The organism is Virgibacillus ainsalahensis (assembly GCF_055380755.1).
The window spans coordinates 2154375-2172906 of record NZ_AP043943.1 but is presented as its reverse complement, the minus strand read 5'-3'; the positions used below and the strand labels follow the sequence as shown (position 1 = coordinate 2172906).

Annotated in this window: 21 protein-coding genes and 1 other annotated feature; of the genes, 15 read left to right on the top strand and 6 right to left on the bottom strand. The window is 37.7% G+C overall.

The genetic code is table 11. The annotated features are described in order from the left end of the window. The first annotated feature begins 71 nt into the window (after positions 1-71). From ACZ427_RS10605 to ACZ427_RS10545, 13 genes are all read left to right on the top strand, one after another. Positions 72-1103 (top strand): glyceraldehyde-3-phosphate dehydrogenase, encoded by a 1032-nt coding sequence (locus ACZ427_RS10605; RefSeq protein ID WP_461179350.1) that lies wholly within the window; start codon positions 72-74, stop codon positions 1101-1103. 236 nt (positions 1104-1339) lie between these two features. Then, a complete protein-coding gene (locus tag ACZ427_RS10600; RefSeq protein WP_461179349.1) occupies positions 1340-1738 on the top strand; it encodes a cytosolic protein in 399 nt (132 codons plus the stop codon). 24 nt (positions 1739-1762) lie between these two features. Further along, a complete protein-coding gene (gene nrdR, locus ACZ427_RS10595) occupies positions 1763-2233 on the top strand; it encodes a transcriptional regulator NrdR (RefSeq protein ID WP_461179348.1) in 471 nt (156 codons plus the stop codon). A gap of 28 nt (positions 2234-2261) precedes the next feature. Then, positions 2262-3605 carry a replication initiation and membrane attachment family protein gene (locus ACZ427_RS10590; RefSeq protein ID WP_461179347.1) on the top strand — a complete coding sequence of 448 codons (1344 nt, stop codon included), beginning with the start codon at positions 2262-2264 and terminating at the stop codon, positions 3603-3605. 26 nt (positions 3606-3631) lie between these two features. After that, complete coding sequence (dnaI, locus tag ACZ427_RS10585) at positions 3632-4564, top strand: primosomal protein DnaI (protein ID WP_461179346.1); 933 nt, start codon at positions 3632-3634, stop codon at positions 4562-4564. A 208-nt stretch (positions 4565-4772) separates the two neighbouring features. After that, positions 4773-5627 carry a putative sporulation protein YtxC gene (gene ytxC / locus ACZ427_RS10580; protein WP_461179345.1) on the top strand — a complete coding sequence of 285 codons (855 nt, stop codon included), beginning with the start codon at positions 4773-4775 and terminating at the stop codon, positions 5625-5627. Between the two features lie 176 nt (positions 5628-5803). Beyond that, positions 5804-5986, top strand: coding sequence for a hypothetical protein (locus ACZ427_RS10575; protein WP_464883418.1), 183 nt, complete (start codon positions 5804-5806; stop codon positions 5984-5986). A 44-nt stretch (positions 5987-6030) separates the two neighbouring features. Further along, complete coding sequence (thrS, locus tag ACZ427_RS10570; RefSeq protein WP_461179343.1) at positions 6031-7980, top strand: threonine--tRNA ligase; 1950 nt, start codon at positions 6031-6033, stop codon at positions 7978-7980. 186 nt (positions 7981-8166) lie between these two features. Next, positions 8167-8288: a sequence feature (ribosomal protein L20 leader region), on the top strand. A gap of 73 nt (positions 8289-8361) precedes the next feature. Continuing rightward, a complete protein-coding gene (gene infC, locus ACZ427_RS10565) occupies positions 8362-8865 on the top strand; it encodes a translation initiation factor IF-3 (protein WP_461179342.1) in 504 nt (167 codons plus the stop codon). A gap of 28 nt (positions 8866-8893) precedes the next feature. Continuing rightward, a complete protein-coding gene (gene rpmI / locus ACZ427_RS10560) occupies positions 8894-9091 on the top strand; it encodes a 50S ribosomal protein L35 (RefSeq protein ID WP_461179341.1) in 198 nt (65 codons plus the stop codon). A gap of 56 nt (positions 9092-9147) precedes the next feature. Continuing rightward, positions 9148-9504: a 50S ribosomal protein L20 gene (gene rplT / locus ACZ427_RS10555; RefSeq protein ID WP_461179340.1), complete on the top strand. Its 357-nt coding sequence runs from the start codon at positions 9148-9150 to the stop codon at positions 9502-9504. 81 nt (positions 9505-9585) lie between these two features. Beyond that, on the top strand, positions 9586-9864 hold the full coding sequence (locus ACZ427_RS10550) for a DUF1294 domain-containing protein (protein WP_461179339.1): 279 nt from the start codon (positions 9586-9588) through the stop codon (positions 9862-9864). A 75-nt stretch (positions 9865-9939) separates the two neighbouring features. After that, a complete protein-coding gene (locus ACZ427_RS10545) occupies positions 9940-10515 on the top strand; it encodes a TVP38/TMEM64 family protein (RefSeq protein ID WP_461179338.1) in 576 nt (191 codons plus the stop codon). Between the two features lie 383 nt (positions 10516-10898). Here ACZ427_RS10545 and ACZ427_RS10540 read toward each other — a convergent pair whose 3' ends face one another. Beyond that, entirely contained in the window at positions 10899-11291 is a 393-nt protein-coding gene (locus tag ACZ427_RS10540; RefSeq protein WP_461179337.1) for a sigma-w pathway protein ysdB, read from the bottom strand. Between the two features lie 119 nt (positions 11292-11410). Here ACZ427_RS10540 and ACZ427_RS10535 point away from each other — a divergent pair, with 119 nt between their 5' ends. Beyond that, positions 11411-11896 carry a dUTP diphosphatase gene (locus ACZ427_RS10535; protein ID WP_461179336.1) on the top strand — a complete coding sequence of 162 codons (486 nt, stop codon included), beginning with the start codon at positions 11411-11413 and terminating at the stop codon, positions 11894-11896. Between the two features lie 73 nt (positions 11897-11969). Next, positions 11970-13055: a M42 family metallopeptidase gene (locus tag ACZ427_RS10530; protein WP_461179335.1), complete on the top strand. Its 1086-nt coding sequence runs from the start codon at positions 11970-11972 to the stop codon at positions 13053-13055. Between the two features lie 96 nt (positions 13056-13151). Here ACZ427_RS10530 and ACZ427_RS10525 read toward each other — a convergent pair whose 3' ends face one another. The 5 genes from ACZ427_RS10525 to ACZ427_RS10505 form a co-directional block, all read right to left on the bottom strand. Further along, positions 13152-13784, bottom strand: a complete 633-nt coding sequence (locus ACZ427_RS10525; RefSeq protein ID WP_461179334.1) for a lytic transglycosylase domain-containing protein — start codon at positions 13782-13784, stop codon at positions 13152-13154. Between the two features lie 71 nt (positions 13785-13855). Then, positions 13856-14527 carry an ABC transporter ATP-binding protein gene (locus ACZ427_RS10520; protein WP_461179333.1) on the bottom strand — a complete coding sequence of 224 codons (672 nt, stop codon included), beginning with the start codon at positions 14525-14527 and terminating at the stop codon, positions 13856-13858. Further along, positions 14520-15653 carry an ABC transporter permease gene (locus ACZ427_RS10515; protein WP_461179332.1) on the bottom strand — a complete coding sequence of 378 codons (1134 nt, stop codon included), beginning with the start codon at positions 15651-15653 and terminating at the stop codon, positions 14520-14522. The genes ACZ427_RS10520 and ACZ427_RS10515 overlap by 8 nt, the downstream gene beginning before the upstream one ends. Further along, positions 15650-16843 (bottom strand): ABC transporter permease, encoded by a 1194-nt coding sequence (locus ACZ427_RS10510; protein ID WP_461179331.1) that lies wholly within the window; start codon positions 16841-16843, stop codon positions 15650-15652. Before ACZ427_RS10510 ends, ACZ427_RS10515 begins: the two co-directional genes overlap by 4 nt. A gap of 71 nt (positions 16844-16914) precedes the next feature. Next, positions 16915-18492 (bottom strand): hypothetical protein, encoded by a 1578-nt coding sequence (locus tag ACZ427_RS10505; RefSeq protein ID WP_461179330.1) that lies wholly within the window; start codon positions 18490-18492, stop codon positions 16915-16917. Positions 18493-18532 lie beyond the last annotated feature (40 nt).

Genomic DNA, 18532 nt, shown 5'->3' with positions numbered 1-18532 from the left:
AATTCTTTAATTGTGTTATACTAATTACATAATAACAACTAATTAGTGTAACGTATATTGGAGGGGCATAAATGTATAAAACTCGTATTGCAATTAACGGATTTGGACGAATTGGTAGAATGGTGTTTCGTCAGGCGGTCACTGATAACAAACTGGAGGTTGTGGCAATTAATGCAAGTTATCCCGCGGAAACACTTGCACATCTAATCAAATATGATAGCGTTCACGGCATTTTTGAAGGTGAAGTGAAAGCGGTTCAGGAAGGGTTAGAAATAAACGGAAAAAGCATTGCATTAGTAAGTTCACGCGAGCCAGAAAAACTTCCATGGAAAGAACTTGATATTGATGTCGTTGTTGAAGCTACTGGTAAGTTTACAACTAAAGCGAGTGCAGGACTTCACATCCAGGCTGGGGCAAAGAAGGTAGTCATTACCGCTCCGGGCAAACAGGTGGATAAGACAATAGTAATGGGGGTTAACGAAGAGGCGTATAATCCCGAACAAGATGATGTGATTTCAAATGCCTCCTGTACAACGAATTGTCTGGCTCCGGTAGTAAAAGTACTGGATGATAATTTTAAGGTTTTAAATGGTCTAATGACGACCGTGCACGCTTTTACAAATGATCAAAAAAATATCGATAATCCGCATAAAGACCTCCGTCGGGCTAGAAGTTGCACACAATCTATCATTCCGACATCCACAGGAGCGGCAAAAGCACTGGGAGAGGTAATTCCCCATTTAAATGGGAAACTGCACGGGATGGCATTGAGAGTGCCTACACCAAACGTTTCATTGGTGGATTTAGTGGTTGATCTTGAGGAATCTGTAACAGCCGAAGAAATCAACCATGTATTTAAACAGGCAGCCGACAGTGAATTGAAAGGTATTCTGGAATACAGTGAAGAACCACTTGTTTCTATTGATTACACGACGACCGATTATTCTGCAATCGTTGATGGCCTTTCCACGATTGTCATGGAAGATAATAAAATAAAAGTGCTCGCATGGTATGATAATGAATGGGGGTATTCTAGAAGAGTACTTGATTTAACAGCACATATCGGAGATTATATTCACCAACGCCAAGTACAAATTTCATAAAAATAAAAGGATCGTAACAGCACCTGACTCTTATTTTACGTAAGGGTCAGGTGCTTCTATTTTTTGGCAGTTAAAAAAGAATAAAACCTTCGTACTGCATAAAGTCCGGGGTAAGGTTTTATCACATAAAGGCTTGCTGCAGACCAAGTTTTTTTAAAATGATAGAGGAATTAAAAGAAACATGTTAAAATAAATAAATATATGTGTATAGAATACAATCTACGGGACGTGAGAAATTGTCTTTTCGAAATACAATAAATAAGTACTTTAATAACCATGCGGAAACTAGTGAGAACCATGAAGACACATCACTACAAACACATTATTATAAGACAACAAAAGATAAGGGTATGGGTGTGCTGGAAAATTTTTTTACAAACACACAAAAGTATAAAATAAACTCCAATTCCAACGAACATGGAGAAATAAGCGTCGTGATAAAAAAAGGGAAAAAAGCGTTTATCGTCGCGACCGTAATTATGGTCAGACCTTATCATACAGCAATTGATTTTTCTGTAACAACAGAATCTGTGCTGCCGTTTGATTTTGGATACAGTACAAAAGTAATTCAGGAATTATATACACAGATCAACAAAGAATTGCCGCTTATCACTACAAAGCAAACAAAGGCTTAGAAATTATGAATGGGGTTAAACACAATGAGATGTTCCAACTGTCACAATAAGAATACAAGGGTTCTTGACTCACGCCCGATTGAAGAAGGACAAGCCATACGCAGAAGAAGAGAATGTGAGCAATGTGGGTTTCGTTTTACAACATTTGAGCGGATTGAGGAAGTCCCTTTAATCGTAGTGAAAAAAGATGGAGTAAGGCAGGAATACAGCAGAGAAAAGCTCATTCGCGGTTTAATTAAGGCGTGTGAAAAACGTCCGGTGCCACTTGGGAAAATTGAAGAAATCGCCTTTCATGTGGAGAAAGAGCTGCGTAATTCAGGTGTTTCTGAAATTGACTCGAAGGAAATTGGCGAAATGGTGATGGAACGTCTTTCTGAGGTTGACGAAGTAGCATATGTCCGTTTTGCCTCTGTCTACCGCCAATTTAAGGATATTACTGTTTTTCTCGACGAATTAAAGGATCTGATAAAAACGAATAATAATTCCGAGAGTTAACGAAAGAGAAAATGAAAGGGTTAGTTGGATGAATTTTATTGGGAAAATCTTGCCTGTGGAAGGGTATTATGTGTTAGTTAAAGGCAATTTGCCTGTAGATTATGCAAAGTCATTAACCCATTTGTATCAGCCGCTTATCGGTATTCAAGCGGTTATGTTATACCAGACGCTTTTGCATGATATGGATCTGCAGCAGGAAACAGAAGCACAAACACACCACACATTAATGAATTACTTAAATTTACCTTTGGATGAAATATATCAGGCAAGGCTTAAACTTGAAGGAATAGGTCTCCTAAAAACATATAAAAGAAGTACAGCACCAAACAATATATATACGTATGAATTACAAAGTCCGTTCTCTCCAAACAGTTTTTTTAAAGATGCAATGTTGACACAGCTTCTTTATCATCATATCGGTGAAGACAAGTTTACCACACTTAAAAACCATTATGTTACAACACCCACAGGAGAACGCGGAACAAATTTAACTGCAGCTTTTAACGATGTTTTCCAGACTTTTACGCCATCATCGTCACAAGTTGGGACAGTTCCAACTTGTGACGAAAGCACAGAACCTGTTATAGAAGATGGAATAAATTTCTCTTGGATGGAGCAGATGCTAAAACAGCGTATGATTCCTGTAAAACGTGTCCTTACTGCCGATAATCGAAAATTAATTATACAAATGATGCAACTGTATGATTTAGCATCATTTGAAATTGAAAAAGCAGTATTATGGGCATTGACAGAGGATAATCGTGTAGATGCAGAGGAGTTTAAAATTGCATGTCATGATTTGTTTAAATCGAAAAACTATCAAACACCAATTCAATTAAAAGCCAAAACAGAAAACCAATCACAACAGACAGAGCATCAGCCAACCACAAAGGAAGAGCAGCTCATATCTCAACTGGAAAAGATTTCCCCAAAGCAGTTGCTGGAGGATCTTTCGAGTGGAAATCATGCATCTGAACAGGATTTGAAAATAATCCGTGAAATTATGGTGTCACAAGGATTACCTTCACCAGTGATGAATGTGCTAATCCACTATGTGTTATTACAATCTAATATGAAATTGTCTAAAGCATACTTGGAGAAAATAGCAAGTCATTGGTCAAGAGTGAATGTAAAAACCGCTAAAGAAGCAATGGCTTTTGCGAAAAAAGAAAAAGAAAGATACCAGAGACCGAAACAGCAATCAAAGCGTTCCAATTACAGAAAATCAGCGTCAAAAGAAATTGTACCTGACTGGTTTAAGGAACGGAATAATACACAGGAAAATACAGATACTCAACCTGTGGATGAAAACGATGTGAGAGAACAGGAAGAAATTGCAGCTCTCCTGCGTCAGATATCTAGTAAAAAATAATTAAGTCATTTTCAAGGATGATTCAAATGAAACCAGTACAAACTTCATTAAAAAAATGGATGAAGGAAAATGAGAATTTTAAAGAAAACTATATAAAGATAAGAAAAGAAGTATTGAATGATCCTGAAATCAAAGAATTTCTATCTCTATATCCGCAATTAACACAAAAAGAAATCGATAAAAATCTAATTAGGCTATATGAATATAAGTCGCAATCAAAGCAATGTAATACATGTTCTTCTTTTGAATGCTGCAAAAATATGCTGCCGGGTTATTCGCCAATTCTTCATGTTGAAAATGATGAAATACGGCTGTCCTATGAAAAATGCCATCGTAGAATTATGTATGAAAAGCAGCAAAAACAACAGAAACTAATTCAAAGCCTGTATATGCCCAAGGAAATTTTACAGGCAGATACGGGTGATATTGATCAATCAGATATGCAGCGAAACCCGGCAATACGTGCATTGATTAATTTTGTTACACAAGCAGAAGATGCGCTTCCTCAAAAAGGAATTTATTTTCACGGTCCATTTGGTGTTGGGAAAACTTATTTTCTCGGCGCCATCGCGAATAAATTGAGAGAATTAAATATATCATCCATGATTATTTATATGCCGGAGCTCGTTCGTGAAATCAAAGCATCTTTAAAAGATGACTCGATAAATGAAAAAATAGAATACTTTAAGAAAGCCGATGTATTGATGCTTGATGATATTGGGGCAGAATTACAATCTGCCTGGTTTCGTGACGAAATACTTGGGTCCATTCTGCAATATCGGATGATGGAAAGATTACCAGTATTTTTTACATCAAATTACAATCTTACACAATTGGAAGAACAGTTAGCTTCAACTCGCTCAGGAGTTGAAACCGTAAAAGCAGGCAGAGTCATTGAACGAATTAAACAGGTTAGTAAGGAAGTAGAAATAGTAGGGAAAAATCGACGTAATCGTTGATGTCAGATAGAAGTCGGCATGGGATAATATATCCCATGCCGGCTTCTTCAGCTTGCTTCGCGTATGACTTGTGTTCATTTTTCCTTAGGATAATCAGGGAACGACATGAACTTTTGGTACTATTCTTACTAGTTTTGATGGTTTATACATGTTTTTACTCCCTTACCCATATAATGTAACAGTTTGGTGTTGGGTGAGGATGATGTGTATGCTTTCTGTATTTTTTGAGTCGGATAAAGAAGTAGTTCGTTTTTGTGAGCAGTTATTCCATTATAATAAGCAAATTGAATTACATTGGAAAACACATGCGGATTGGGGGAATCATCTACAGTTTGAAGAGGTATTGCCTGGAAATGGGCTGAATGAAGTGATTGCTCAGTCAATGGTTGATGTATTTATTACGTATCGTTTAAATGATCTAATAAAAAATACGATAGAAAAAGTTTATTATTTTACGAATGCAGACGAAATTGAACGGATTTTGGATTTAACAAATTGGTTGTTTGCCGGAGAGGATGAAGATAGCCTGCAAGTAATGGAAAGTAAAGATCCGAGACAGGTTCTCAAATCATTGTTTACCATTAATATAGAGAATACGACCACCATTCACTTCGACTCGATTGTGAAATTTCGACTTAAAGCATTTAATGATGATCTTAAATATTATGTTGGACTGGCGATCGAGGAATTCAAAAGGGAAGAAGATCATCAGGAGTTTGTAAATGCGCTCCGTGAATATATTTCGAGAAAAGAACCCGGCATGGATATGATTCATGTCCTGCAGGGAGAAAACTTTGCTTTTTTTAAACAAGACGGGAAGCATATGTCGAATATGGAATTGCAAATGATTATGCAGAAAGAACCACTTTATCTTGTAGGATTAGATACAAATGAATGGAATTTGGCGCCTTTGATTGCCATGACACCAGAGAAAATAAAGATATATGGCAAGGACCCCTCAGAGCCGAAGACATTGACGATCATTAATGTTTTTCAGGAAAGAGTTGATTTCGAGGGTTTGAGTAATTTTCCATTTCCGTATAAATTAAAAAACAAACAGTAATAACTTGATTTTGTCATTATGAGAAGCTATAATACAAATTATAAATTATACTAATATTTATGGTAATGATAAGGACAGAATTATTTGGATGATGTATGGACAAGAGAAGGAAGCCTTTGGCTGGAAGCTTCCGCAATACACTCAATTAATTACCCCCTTTGAACTCCGTTATTGAAATGACAGTAAATACCGGCGTAGCATCTGCGTTAATGATGAATGAAGCCATCAATCGTATGATGGAAATCAGGGTGGAACCACGGCGTGTCAGACGCTCGTCCCTTTGCAGTAATGCAGAGGACGAGCGTCTTTTATTTGCAGTAAGAACGTATAAAATTTTCTTACTGCATAAAAGCAACTAGGTTTGGTGAAAAGCCAAATTTTCTAATGAACAGGAGTGATTGTAATGGCAGAAACAGAAATTTCTATCGTATTTCCAGATGGGGCAGAGAAAGACTTTCCTGCAGGTACTACAGGAGAAGAAATTGCAGGTTCCATTTCTTCAGGATTAAAAAAACAGGCAATTGCGATTAAATTGGATGGCGTGCTTGTTGATTTACGACGTGAACTGACAAAAGGCGGAAGAATTGAAATCGTTACGTATAAAAATCAGGATGGCATTGAAGTGATGCGTCATTCAACTGCACATCTAATGGCACAGGCGATTAAACGTCTTTATAAGGATGTTAAATTCGGTGTCGGGCCGGTTATTGAAGAAGGTTTCTATTATGATATGGCCATGGAGCATAAAATTACCCCGGAGGACCTTCCGAAAATAGAAAAGGAAATGAAGCGTATTGCTGATGAAGCACTTGAGATTAAACGCATTGAAGTAACCCGTGAGAAAGCAAAAGAAATGTTCCGCGAAATCGGGGATGATTTGAAGCTGGAATTGATTGATGCGATTCCTGAAGGAGAACAGGTCACCATTTATCAGCAAGGTGAATTTTTTGATCTTTGCCGCGGAATTCATGTACCTTCAACAAATAAAATAAAAGCCTTTAAACTGTTAAGTATTTCTGGAGCATACTGGCGTGGAGACAGCAATAACCAGCAGCTTCAGCGTATCTATGGAACAGCTTTTGAAAAACAGGCACAGGTGGAAGAGTACCTGAAGCTATTGGAAGAACGCAAGGAACGCGACCATCGCAAGCTTGGAAAAGAATTGGATATTTTCACAATTAATCAGAAAGTTGGACAAGGCCTACCGCTTTGGCTTCCTAAAGGTGCAACAATCCGTCGTCAGATTGAACGCTATATTGTAGATATCGAAGAACGACTTGGCTATGATCATGTATATACTCCGGTTTTAGCAAATGTGGATCTTTACAAAACAAGCGGACATTGGGATCACTATCAGGATGATATGTTTCCTACCATGGAAATGGATAATGAGGAGCTTGTATTACGTCCAATGAACTGTCCACATCACATGATGGTTTTTAAAAATCAATTATGGAGCTATCGCAATTTGCCGGTCCGTATTGCAGAACTGGGAACAATGCACCGTTATGAAATGAGTGGTGCACTTGCAGGCCTACAACGTGTGCGGGCTATGACATTGAATGATGCTCATATTTTTGCAAGACCGGAGCAATTAAAAGAGGAATTCATCCGGGTAGTTGAACTCGTACAAAGGGTTTATAAAGACTTTGGTATAGATGATTACTATTTCCGTTTGTCCTATCGTGATCCAGAGGATAAAGAAAAATATATTGACAATGATGAAATGTGGGAGAAAGCTGAAGGCATGTTAAAAGAAACAATGGAAGACATGAACCTGGATTATGTTGAAGCAATTGGAGAGGCCGCTTTTTATGGACCTAAATTGGATGTGCAGGTAAAAACGGCACTAGGTAAAGATGAGACACTTTCAACTGTACAACTTGATTACCAGCTGCCAGAACGTTTTGATTTAACCTATATCGGAGAAGATGGAAAAGAACACCGTCCAGTTGTTATCCATCGTGGAGTGGTATCAACAATGGAACGCTTTGTAGCATTCCTTATTGAAGAATATAAAGGTGCATTTCCAACGTGGCTGGCGCCAGTTCAAGTAAAAGTAATCCCGGTTTCCCCCGAAGTCCACCTTGATTATGCAAAAGAAGTTGAAGACAAACTAAGACGTCAAGGTATACGGGTAGCTGTTGATGAACGAGATGAAAAAATCGGCTATAAAATACGTGAAGCCCAAACCCAAAAGATTCCGTTTGCTCTGGTACTTGGAGATAATGAAATTGAAGCCAAGGCAGTTAATGTACGGAGATACGGAGAAAAACAATCTGAAACAATTGGGTTCGATGATTTTACAGATTTAATTCAAAAAGAAATAAGTGATAAGACGCTGCGTCAATAATATTTTTCCTGCAAGCATATGATTGACAGATTCATATGCTTGTTTTTTGTTGGATGAGAGTTATGCCAATGATTAAGAATTGGTGGCTAAGACTCTCGAGGATGAACAAAGTTTTTTAAGAAATGTAGTTTGACATTATAGATTAAAGATGGTATTCTATAAAAGTTGAATAAAACTAAATGATCTAAAGGCAAGTAGAAGCACCCGCTTCTCACCTGATCGACGCATCAAGCAGTTGACTGGTTAAAACTCTTTAATAAACGATGGAGACGTGTGGGTGCATATTGTACCGGCACTTTTTTATTTTAAAAAATTCGCTTGTCAATAGCAGATCAATAAGACTTTAAAATATTTTGGAGGTGGCTGGCTATTAGCAAAGATATGAATGTCAATGAAAAGATTCGTGCTAAAGAAGTACGTCTTATCGATTCAAATGGTGATCAACTTGGGGTGAAATCACGTAATGAAGCGCTGGATATTGCACAAACGAGAAATTTGGATTTGGTCCTGGTTGCTCCGAATGCAAAACCACCAGTTTGCCGAATAATGGACTATGGAAAATATCGTTTCGAGCAGCAAAAGAAAGAAAAAGAAGCACGCAAGAAACAAAAAGTTATTAATGTCAAGGAAGTTCGTTTTACTCCTGGAATCGGCGATCATGACTTTGAAACGAAATTAAAGAACGCCAGAAAATTCCTTGGAAAAGGGGACAAAGTGAAAGCAGCAGTTCGTTTCCGCGGACGTGCAATCACACACAAAGAGCTTGGCAGAGAGGTATTGGATCGTTTTGCTGATGAGGTAAAAGATATCGCAACAATTGAAACCAAACCTAAAATGGAGGGCCGTAATATGTTTATGATGGTCGCTCCAATTAACGAAAAATAATTAATGTTTTATAGGGAGGAAAATCAACATGCCTAAAATGAAAAGCCATAAAGGTTCTCAAAAACGTTTCAGAAAAACCGGTACTGGTAAGTTAAAACGTGCACATGCATACACAAGCCATATGTTTGCAAACAAATCACAAAAACAAAAACGTAAACTTCGTAAAAACACCCTTGTATCATCCGGGGATTACAAACGTATTAAATCAATGTTGCCATATAAATAAGATATATAACGAAATTTAATAAAACAGATTTTTATTTGTACTAGGAGGGAATTATTATGCCACGAGTTAAAGGTGGAACAGTTACGCGAAGCCGTCGTAAACGCGTATTGAAATTAGCTAAAGGTTACTATGGTTCGAAAAGAACATTATTTAAAACAGCAAAACAACAGGTTATGAAATCAGGTTTATATGCATATCGTGACCGCAGACAGAAGAAACGCGATTTCCGTAAATTATGGATTACTCGTATTAATGCTGCTGCTCGTCTACATGACATTTCCTACAGCAAATTAATGCACGGTTTAAAAGTAGCTGGTGTTGATATCAACCGTAAAATGTTGTCAGAACTTGCTATCAATGATGAACAGGCGTTTGGTCAATTAGCAGATAAAGCAAAAAACGCACTTAAATAATGAACCATAAAAGATCAAATCCACATCTGATTGGATTTGGTCTTTTTTTTAACTTACTAACAAAAATAGAGGAGTAAGACAATGAATGAATTCGATTCCATCTTAATTTATGCAGTAGGGGTTAATATTATAACTTTTATTCTTATGGGACTTGATAAGCAAAAGGCGAAGAAACAGCAGTACCGTATACCTGAACGCACATTTTGGCTGCTGTCCATTTTAGGTGGTGCTGTCGGTTCTTATCTTGGAATGAAGACATTTAGCCATAAGACAAAACATCGCTCTTTTGTATTTGGTATGCCATTCATCATTATTATTCATACCATTTTCATATCATACATATTCTTTTACGTGTCATAATGGCTCGTCTATTGTCATATACATGTCTTAGGAGATTTTAATTAAGTCTAAAAGCTCTGGAAAAGGGGGTAGATGATGGAGCTTTTTGGGAACTATTTAATGGCGTTCATCGAGACAGGTGGGCTTTTTGCTCCAATCCTATTCATCAGTTTTCACTTACTGCGGCCATTATTTTTTCTTCCTGTTGTTTTTATATGTATCTCCGGAGGAATTCTGTTTGGAGCAGTCGCAGGGACAGTTTATTCTATCATTGGCATCACATTATCCAGCATTATTTTTTATTACATTATCAAGTGGATGCCGAAAACGTTTAAAAAACTGTTACATGTAAAAAAGAAATTGATTGGTAACCATTCGGTATTAACCACACCGCAAATTACGCTGCTTCGACTCGTTCCATTTATTCACTTCCACCTTTTATCCCTGTGTTTAATTGAAATATCAGCAAGTTTCAAAGATTATACGAAATTATCTTTATTATCTAATATTCCTTTAGCTTTTGTATACACATCCATTGGCCAGTGGATCTCTAATTTAACCCCCATCCATATCTTCGCGGTTTTAATTGCGCTTCTACCATTCTTATATCTCTTAAGAAAAAAGGAAATAATTATTAAATGGCAGGAATTTTTCCAATTAAGTACACGCTAAGATAAAAACACTCATCTGGATAAAACCAGATGAGTGTTTTTAATTGCAGTTAAGAAAGCATAAAACTTCCTTACTGCATAAGGGCGGGCTTTGGCTTTATCGCCATAAAAGCTTGGGCGTTTACCCAAGTTTTCTAAAGAGATAAGAATGTATAAAATTTTGGCATAAAATATTTATATTAGATTATCAGCCACGTCCAGCTCCAGCGCCTACCCCGCTTGAGGTCTTAACCTCATGAGCAAAGGACGCGCATGTTGAGTTCTTACTTGGGCCCACAGGACGTGGGTCAGTTCGACGTTGCCACGGATGTGGCGCTTTTAGTCGAACTTCCTCTTGCCTTAGGGTGACCAAGGCTTCCTGAGCTTTTGTTCTAAACAAGGACTTTAATCCATATTTGTTAGCAATAATTGATTGATTGGATGTTTCCACTCGACTTTTGCATGGGGGTAGCGTATAAGCATTTCCTCTTCCAGAAAATATAAATCATCCCGCGTAAAACCGTGTAATTCCATTGGGTCCCGAACGGTAACGTGAATATTGACCACCTCAAAGGCATTCTCCGTTGCTCCAAGATATTTTTCACCTTCAAATAAACATCCCTTGTAGACAAACTGAATATTTTTTTTGCTGTTCGCTGGTTCGTCCAAAAAGAAGAATTCCTTTTTTTCCTGTGCTATATGAAGCCGCCTTTGCGGATTTCGAAGGTACTGGATACATGTATAGACGATGAGTGCTATTGCTATAAGCATCAATATACGAAATAAAATTACGACCATATTCAATCGTCTCCCCGTTGTTTGTTAATCTATTATACGATACATGTATTCTATAGGTTTCACTATTTTTTTGAATTCATGGTACAATCATAAAAAAAGCGAAATGAGGTAAAATTATATTGGACTGGAAAGCACTATTTACAATGCAGAAACAATTGGATGCGTATATTGAAACAAACCAGGGGATAGAGGAGCAGGATGTTTTTCATAAGAAATATCTTGCCTTACTTGTAGAGCTCGGCGAGTTGGCCAATGAAACACGTTGCTTTAAATTCTGGAGTACAAAAGCCAGAAGTGAAAGAAGTGTTATATTGGAAGAATACGTGGACGGTATTCATTTCATTTTATCCTTAGGTATAGAAAAAGGTTATCATTATAATGGAAGAGAAATCGTAGACAGTGAACAAACAGAAACACAACAATTTAACAATGTATATGAAAGATGTGTTTTGTTTAAACAAAATTCCACCAGGGAGAACTATGAAAAAATGTTCGAGAGTTACCTGCAGTTGGGAAGGATTCTTGGTTTTAATGAGGAAGATGTTCATGATGCCTATTTTAAAAAGAATGAGATTAATTACAAGAGACAAAATCAAGGATATTAGGAAATATTTTGTGATGTCTGGTAAAACAGTTATAATGGAGATGGCGGATTAATAAAGGAGGAAATTTGTACATATGGCTAAATTAGATGAAACATTAACAATGTTGAAGGATTTAACAGATGCAAAGGGAATCCCTGGAAATGAAAAAGAACCAAGAGAAGTAATGGAAAAGTATATTACCCCTTACGCAGATGAAATTTTTACTGATAATCTGGGAAGTTTAATTGCTAAAAAAACAGGAGTCGTGGACGGTCCAAAAATTATGGTAGCTGGACACCTGGATGAAATTGGTTTCATGGTTACGCGAATTGATGCTAAAGGATTTGTTTATTTTCAAACGGTAGGTGGCTGGTGGAATCAGGTAATGCTGGCACAACGAGTGACAATTATGGGGAATAATGGCGATGTAACAGGGGTCATCGGTTCAAAACCACCGCATATTCTCTCAGCCGATGCCCGTAAAAAGCCATATGATATTAAAGATATGTTTATAGATATTGGTGCATCAAGTAAAGAGGAGGCAGAGGAATTTGGTGTAAGACCGGGAGATTCAGTTGTTCCTTATTTCGAATTCACGCAATTGAAGAATGAAAAAATGCTGCTTGCCAAAGCATGGGATAATCGAATTGGGCTGGCGATTGCAATTGAGGTATTAAAACAGCTAAAAGATGTTGATCATCCTAACGTAGTATATGGCGTAGGAACTATCCAAGAGGAGATTGGACTTCGAGGTGCTAAAACTGCAGCAAATGCTATTCAACCGGATATCGGATTTGGTGTGGATGTAGGTATTGCAGGGGACACGCCTGGTATTTCTGACAAAGATGCGGATAGCAAACTAGGAGAAGGCCCGCAAATTATTTTATATGATGCATCAATGGTTTCCCATAAAGGGGTTCGTGAATTAATCGTGAACACTGCTGATGAACATAATATTCCGTACCAGTATGCATCAATGGCAGGTGGAGGTACAGATTCCGGTTCTATCCATTTAACAGCAAATGGTGTGCCATCTTTATCGATTACGATAGCAACACGTTATATTCATTCGCATGCTGCTATCCTGCATCGTGATGATTTTGAAAATGCGGTTAAGTTAATTGTTGAGGCAATCAAGAAATTGGATGCAGAAACGGTAAAAGAAATCACATTAGCATAAATTAGCTGTTTTCATTAAAGATGGTCACAGTATGTATGCTGGTTTCTTAACTGCCAAAAAAAAGGATGCCCCTGTTCAGGCGGGGCATCCTTTTTCCTATGTCAGATAAGAATTCATGACCTTCTCAACATAATTTTTAGTTTCAATAAATGGGGGGATTCCCTGGTATTTATCCACATTTCCGGGTCCGGCATTATACGCAGCAAGAGCCAGTTCCAGATTTCCATTATAACGGCTTAACATCTGGCTTAAGTATTTTGTTCCGCCTTCAATATTTTGCCACGGGTCATATGAATTGGAGACGCCAAGTCCTCTGGCTGTTGCTGGCATCAGCTGCATCAACCCTTGAGCTCCAGCATGGCTTCTTGCGTTTGGATTAAAATTGGATTCTGTTTTTATAACAGAATGAATGAGTTTTTTATCAATCCCATACTTTCCTGATGCTTCAGCGATATATGCATCAAATTGTGTTGGAGATTTCGGGTTTATTTGCTGGAGAACGGATCCAGCAGCATGTGAAGATGGAAATGCAGGCACACCCTTGTTACTAAACGTTCTATTTTGCTGGGCATGTTTATTCAGTAATATAGCTTGACCAATCTTTTCCTGCAGCAATTGCTTAAATGCTACATCCGCCATCGATCCTCGCTGATTGAAGGGACTGTTGTTTGATAGTAACGTAGACATTGCCTGACCTTGCACCATGGTTTGTAAGTTTCTTATTTCCATCTGGCTGAATACCTCCCAATATTATCTATATTTATTTTACGTTCAGCAGCAGATTTAAGCAATAGTTAAAATCAGAAAGCAATCACTTCTATGTTGGCATCCATTAATATCTTTTCATAAAAAGGATCGTTGCCAATACATATGACCCGATGACAAAGGCTGGTTATTTCATCCATATCATGCGATGTATAAATAATTGTTCTATCTTTCTCCACGGCATACGTTTTCAGGTAAGAACCGATTTCCTTTTTAGACTTTAAATCAATGCCGACGGTTGGTTCATCCAGTAGTAGGAGTTCTGGTTCATGGATAAGGCTGATAGCCAGGTTCAATTTTCGTCTCATTCCACCTGAAAGGGTTTTGGCAGGCTCTTTCCATTTATCGAGCTTCATTTCCAGACACAGCTGCTTTAGCTGCTCCTTGTTTTTTCTTTTCCAGGCAAGCTTTTCGAAAAAAATCATATTCTCCTCAACTGTAAACTCATCCCAGATGGCAATATCCTGTGGAACAAAGCCGATTTGTTTTCGAATATCTTTGATATGTCCTTCATAGGGCTTTTTATCCAGCGTGATGGTTCCGTCTGTCGGCTTTTGCAATGTTGCAAGGATGCTTAGCATCGTAGATTTTCCAGCACCATTTTCACCTACGAGACCAATGATTTCACCTTTTTTTATGAACACTGAAATGTCATTGAGAATCTTCTTCTTACCATATGATTTTGATAATGAGTTAACACTAAGCATCAGCCTTCTCCTTTCTAAGATACCAAATGGCGATAATTAACAGAAATACAAAAAACCATGGATTTAATATCTTTCCTAAAAGCAGGGGTTCGAGTGGATTTATGTATTTCAGCCATGGCATGCGGTCCGTCAAACCGTCAACAGGGAGGATCGCTCCACTTGTAATAGCCGTAATTAATGCACCAGCAAAGGAAATACCATAAAACGAGTATGTTTTCTTCATTGTCAGTCCAAGCAATAATGCTGCTAAGTTGATTGTCAATCGAAAAGATAGAACAGCACCAATTAACGCCATATTCACGGGTTCTGCCAATAAAAAATGAAATATGAGCAGGGCAATGAAATCGAATAAGAAAAGCAATATTGTGTACCATAAGACATTTTGCATTAAAAAGTTTTTAAAGGAAACGCGAATAAAAGCAAAGCGTGGCTTCAAGGCTGATTTTTTGTCTTTGATAACCCAATCGAATAAAAGCAGTGTTGATAATAAGCTGAAAATTGCCCATAATCCCCAAGTATTCCATACTGTAATATCGGCATTTACAGTTATATCAGGTGTGTCAGCAAATGAAAATGTCGTGTGTAGTAAATTTTCATTTGCTTCGATCTGTTTACTTGTTGCCACAATCTCATTCCATGTCCATTGCTGTTCTATATTTACATTTTCACTCAGATCCTTAATAGTATGAGCTGCTTTTGACCTTCCTGTGTCCTGTTGAACATAAGATATAATCATTTCTCTTACAGGAGTATAAGCAAACGATAAATCTGACTGGTAACTTGTAACCAGTTTACTGCGACTTCCGTTTCGAATCTGCTCCTCATACCCTTCCTGTATAATAAATACACTGTCCAGGTCATGCCTCTCCAATTGGAGAAGTGCTTCTTCCTCAGATAATTCATGCACTTGCAGAAGAGGTGTTTGTTTCATGGATTCAAGCAGATCATCAGCTAAGGGTGAATTTTCCTCCATTACCATACCTATAGGGACTCTACTGTCTTCCTGAATTGTTTCTGTTAGGTAAATGACTGTCAAGCTTGCAAGGATAGGAAAAAGGAGCCAGAACAGCAATGTAACCCACTGTTTTTTCCAATGAATTAACCGGGTTTGCAAAATATTGATCATTCTTGTATACGCTCCTTCCATTGGGAAATTCCAAGAAGGATGAGTAATGTTGCGGTATTCATTACCAGTAATGGGATATAATCCGCATATAATCGATGATTTAAAAGAATTTCCTGCAGCCAGTGAAAGGCTTCATTTGAGAAAAAGTATTCCATAAGTCTTTGCAGTCCTGGTGGAAAATAGATAACCGGTATAATGGCACCACTAAAAAGAATGGTTAAGACAGTCAGGGAGGATTGAATGAGCAATCGGGTTTTTTGGGATGAAATGACCACATCTATAATTGCCAGACAGAATAAAAACAGTATACTGTATAGTCCGGTGATTATTATTATCCGTAAATAATCTGCTGCGATTAATTCCATCTCCAAAAGGTGTTGCAAAAAATAAAACAAAGCGGATGATACAATACTGAGAATAGTAAGCGTCACAACTACTTTAGCAAAAATTTGCTGGATTTCTTTCACACCATAAAGCTTCATGCGATGTTTCATTTTTCTGTTTTCCTTTTTACCAAGAAAAATATATAGGCTGAGTAACCACAGTGTCATAATAATAAACCAGGCTGCAATTACATAATAGCTTATAGGTGAAGATGTGGCACTGTTTGATATTTCCCGATCGTCCATAATTCTTTCTCTTCCCATGGTATAAAAAAGGAATTCCTGAAATTGCTCAAATAACAAATCATTTCTACTCTCTGCATTGATTCCCATTTCCTGCGCATAATGATTAATTGTTAAAATGTTTGCCTGTGATGCACGAATATGTCTTGTAACACTGTCAATCAGCCCGCGAATTAAAAAGCTCTCCGTTGGTCGGTTTGGATTTCCTATAATTGGAAATTCAATTGCTTTTCCCTGATATAAATCTTCAGTAAAACCAGAAGGAAACAGGATATAGGAGCTAAGTTCATTATGATTGATGGCAGTATTTGCTTCTTCCTCTGTCATACTATGTATCTGAATATATGATCCCAAGAAGGCTGACTCATCGATTAAGTCAAACACCATTCGAGTTTCGTCTGATTGCTCTAAATCGACAAGGCCCAGTTGAATCGGGTTATCTTCATCTGGCAGGATAAAGGCGATGATGATAGCTGCAATTAGTGCGACGATTACAATTGGATAAATTAAAAGAAGAGGAAGTGAGATCCACTTCCTCCCGAGCATCATAAAATTATTTTTCATAAACAATAAAAAATGTTTGATGGAATGCATTGTTCCACTTCCAGTTCGTTAATTAATAAAAGACACCTGCATTAAATTCCAGCTCCGCCACTGTTCATTAGTTCAAAAAACCATTGCTGAAATTTCGGTGCGACTTCCATCTCCATGTATTCCTGAAGCTCTGTTCCACTCATGCTGCCTAAGTCTGTTACATTTTCCTCGTCAGGCATTTCAACACGATCTATCGTTTGTCCGTCTACAACAGCCTGTAATGAAATATCCTGGTTAATTGCTTGACTTTCTATTGAAAAATCATGTTCAGAGTTCATCTGGTCATTATCGTAGGAGGCATTCCCGGACCAAATCAAGCTTCCTCCCTGACCTGCCTGGTCTACAGAAAATGTACGCTCAAAATCTCTTGTTCCATCATTTAATGATTCGGTACCTTCATAAGCAAGCGTCACATCTTCTACTGTTAGATTAATAGAATCTGCTCCCTGATTATCTTCCCATGAAAGGTCTCCATCTATATTCATTGTTCCCTCACTCATTGCATCCGAAAATCCTAAATCGTATGTAAAGGATTGATTCGTATCTTCAAGCAGCTGGGTGCCGTTTATTGTAAAGGAAGCTAATTCTTCAGCAGAAGGCCCCATTTCGATGGTGAAGTCACGCTGGGCAATTAGGTCATCATTTACCCAAATTGTTGAAGTTAAGCCATCAGGGATTTGGAAATCCTGTAATCCCTCGACTGCTTCACCCATTGCTGTTTCATATTCGCTAATAAATTGATCGATTTCAGCATCCATCCCACCGGGAACGCCCATCGATTGAACTGCAAATTGTTCACGCATCAATTCTTTAATTCTGTCATCTTGCTGCATTTTTTCAAAGACAGTTGTTAATAGCTCTTTTAATTGCTCTTCCGTTAGATGAAAAGTAATTTTTTCAGTGTCGAGTGATTCACCATTAACTTCAATGGATTCGTTTGTTGTTTCAAAAGCATCATCTGGTAACTCATTGTATATCATTTCTGCATATTCTTCCTGGAAATATTCGATATCTTCTTCGGATAGACCGCCGGAACCTTCAAAAAAGCTTTCAAGATTCATCGTTTCTTCCCCTGTAAATGTCATTGGATCCAATTCGTGCATGATACTTCCAAAGTCTTCATCCTTTAATTGGAGTAATTCATCCATAAATGGCATAGCAGCTGTAATTTGTTCTGCCGTCACATAAAAATTGAAACCTTCAATTTCCATACCGCCAATATTTGCTTCAATTTCTGCGGATGCTTGCTGATTTTCCATATCACTGGCACTTGTAATAGAGATAGTAGAATTATTAATGATTTGTGATGGAGTGACGGCACCAAAACCACCCATCTCATTTGGATCATTATATTCGGCAGTCAGTTCGACTGTCCCTTGCGTAGGATTTTCCTGGGATTGTTCCATCCAATCCAGCTCCTGCTGGTAGCGTTCCTCGATTTTCTCTCCCATAAACTCAATCGAGTTTTTCTCTGCTAAAAAGTATTGCTGTTTCGCTGAAGTATCCATTAATACAAAAGCAGCAACACTTCCTCCGATTACCACTAATACAGCCACTATAATTGCGATTAGCCCTTTGGAGAAGCCCTTTTTACCCTTATTATCCACTGTTTCTCCCATTCTTTTTCCCCTCTCTGTTTATAATATATGTATTATTGCT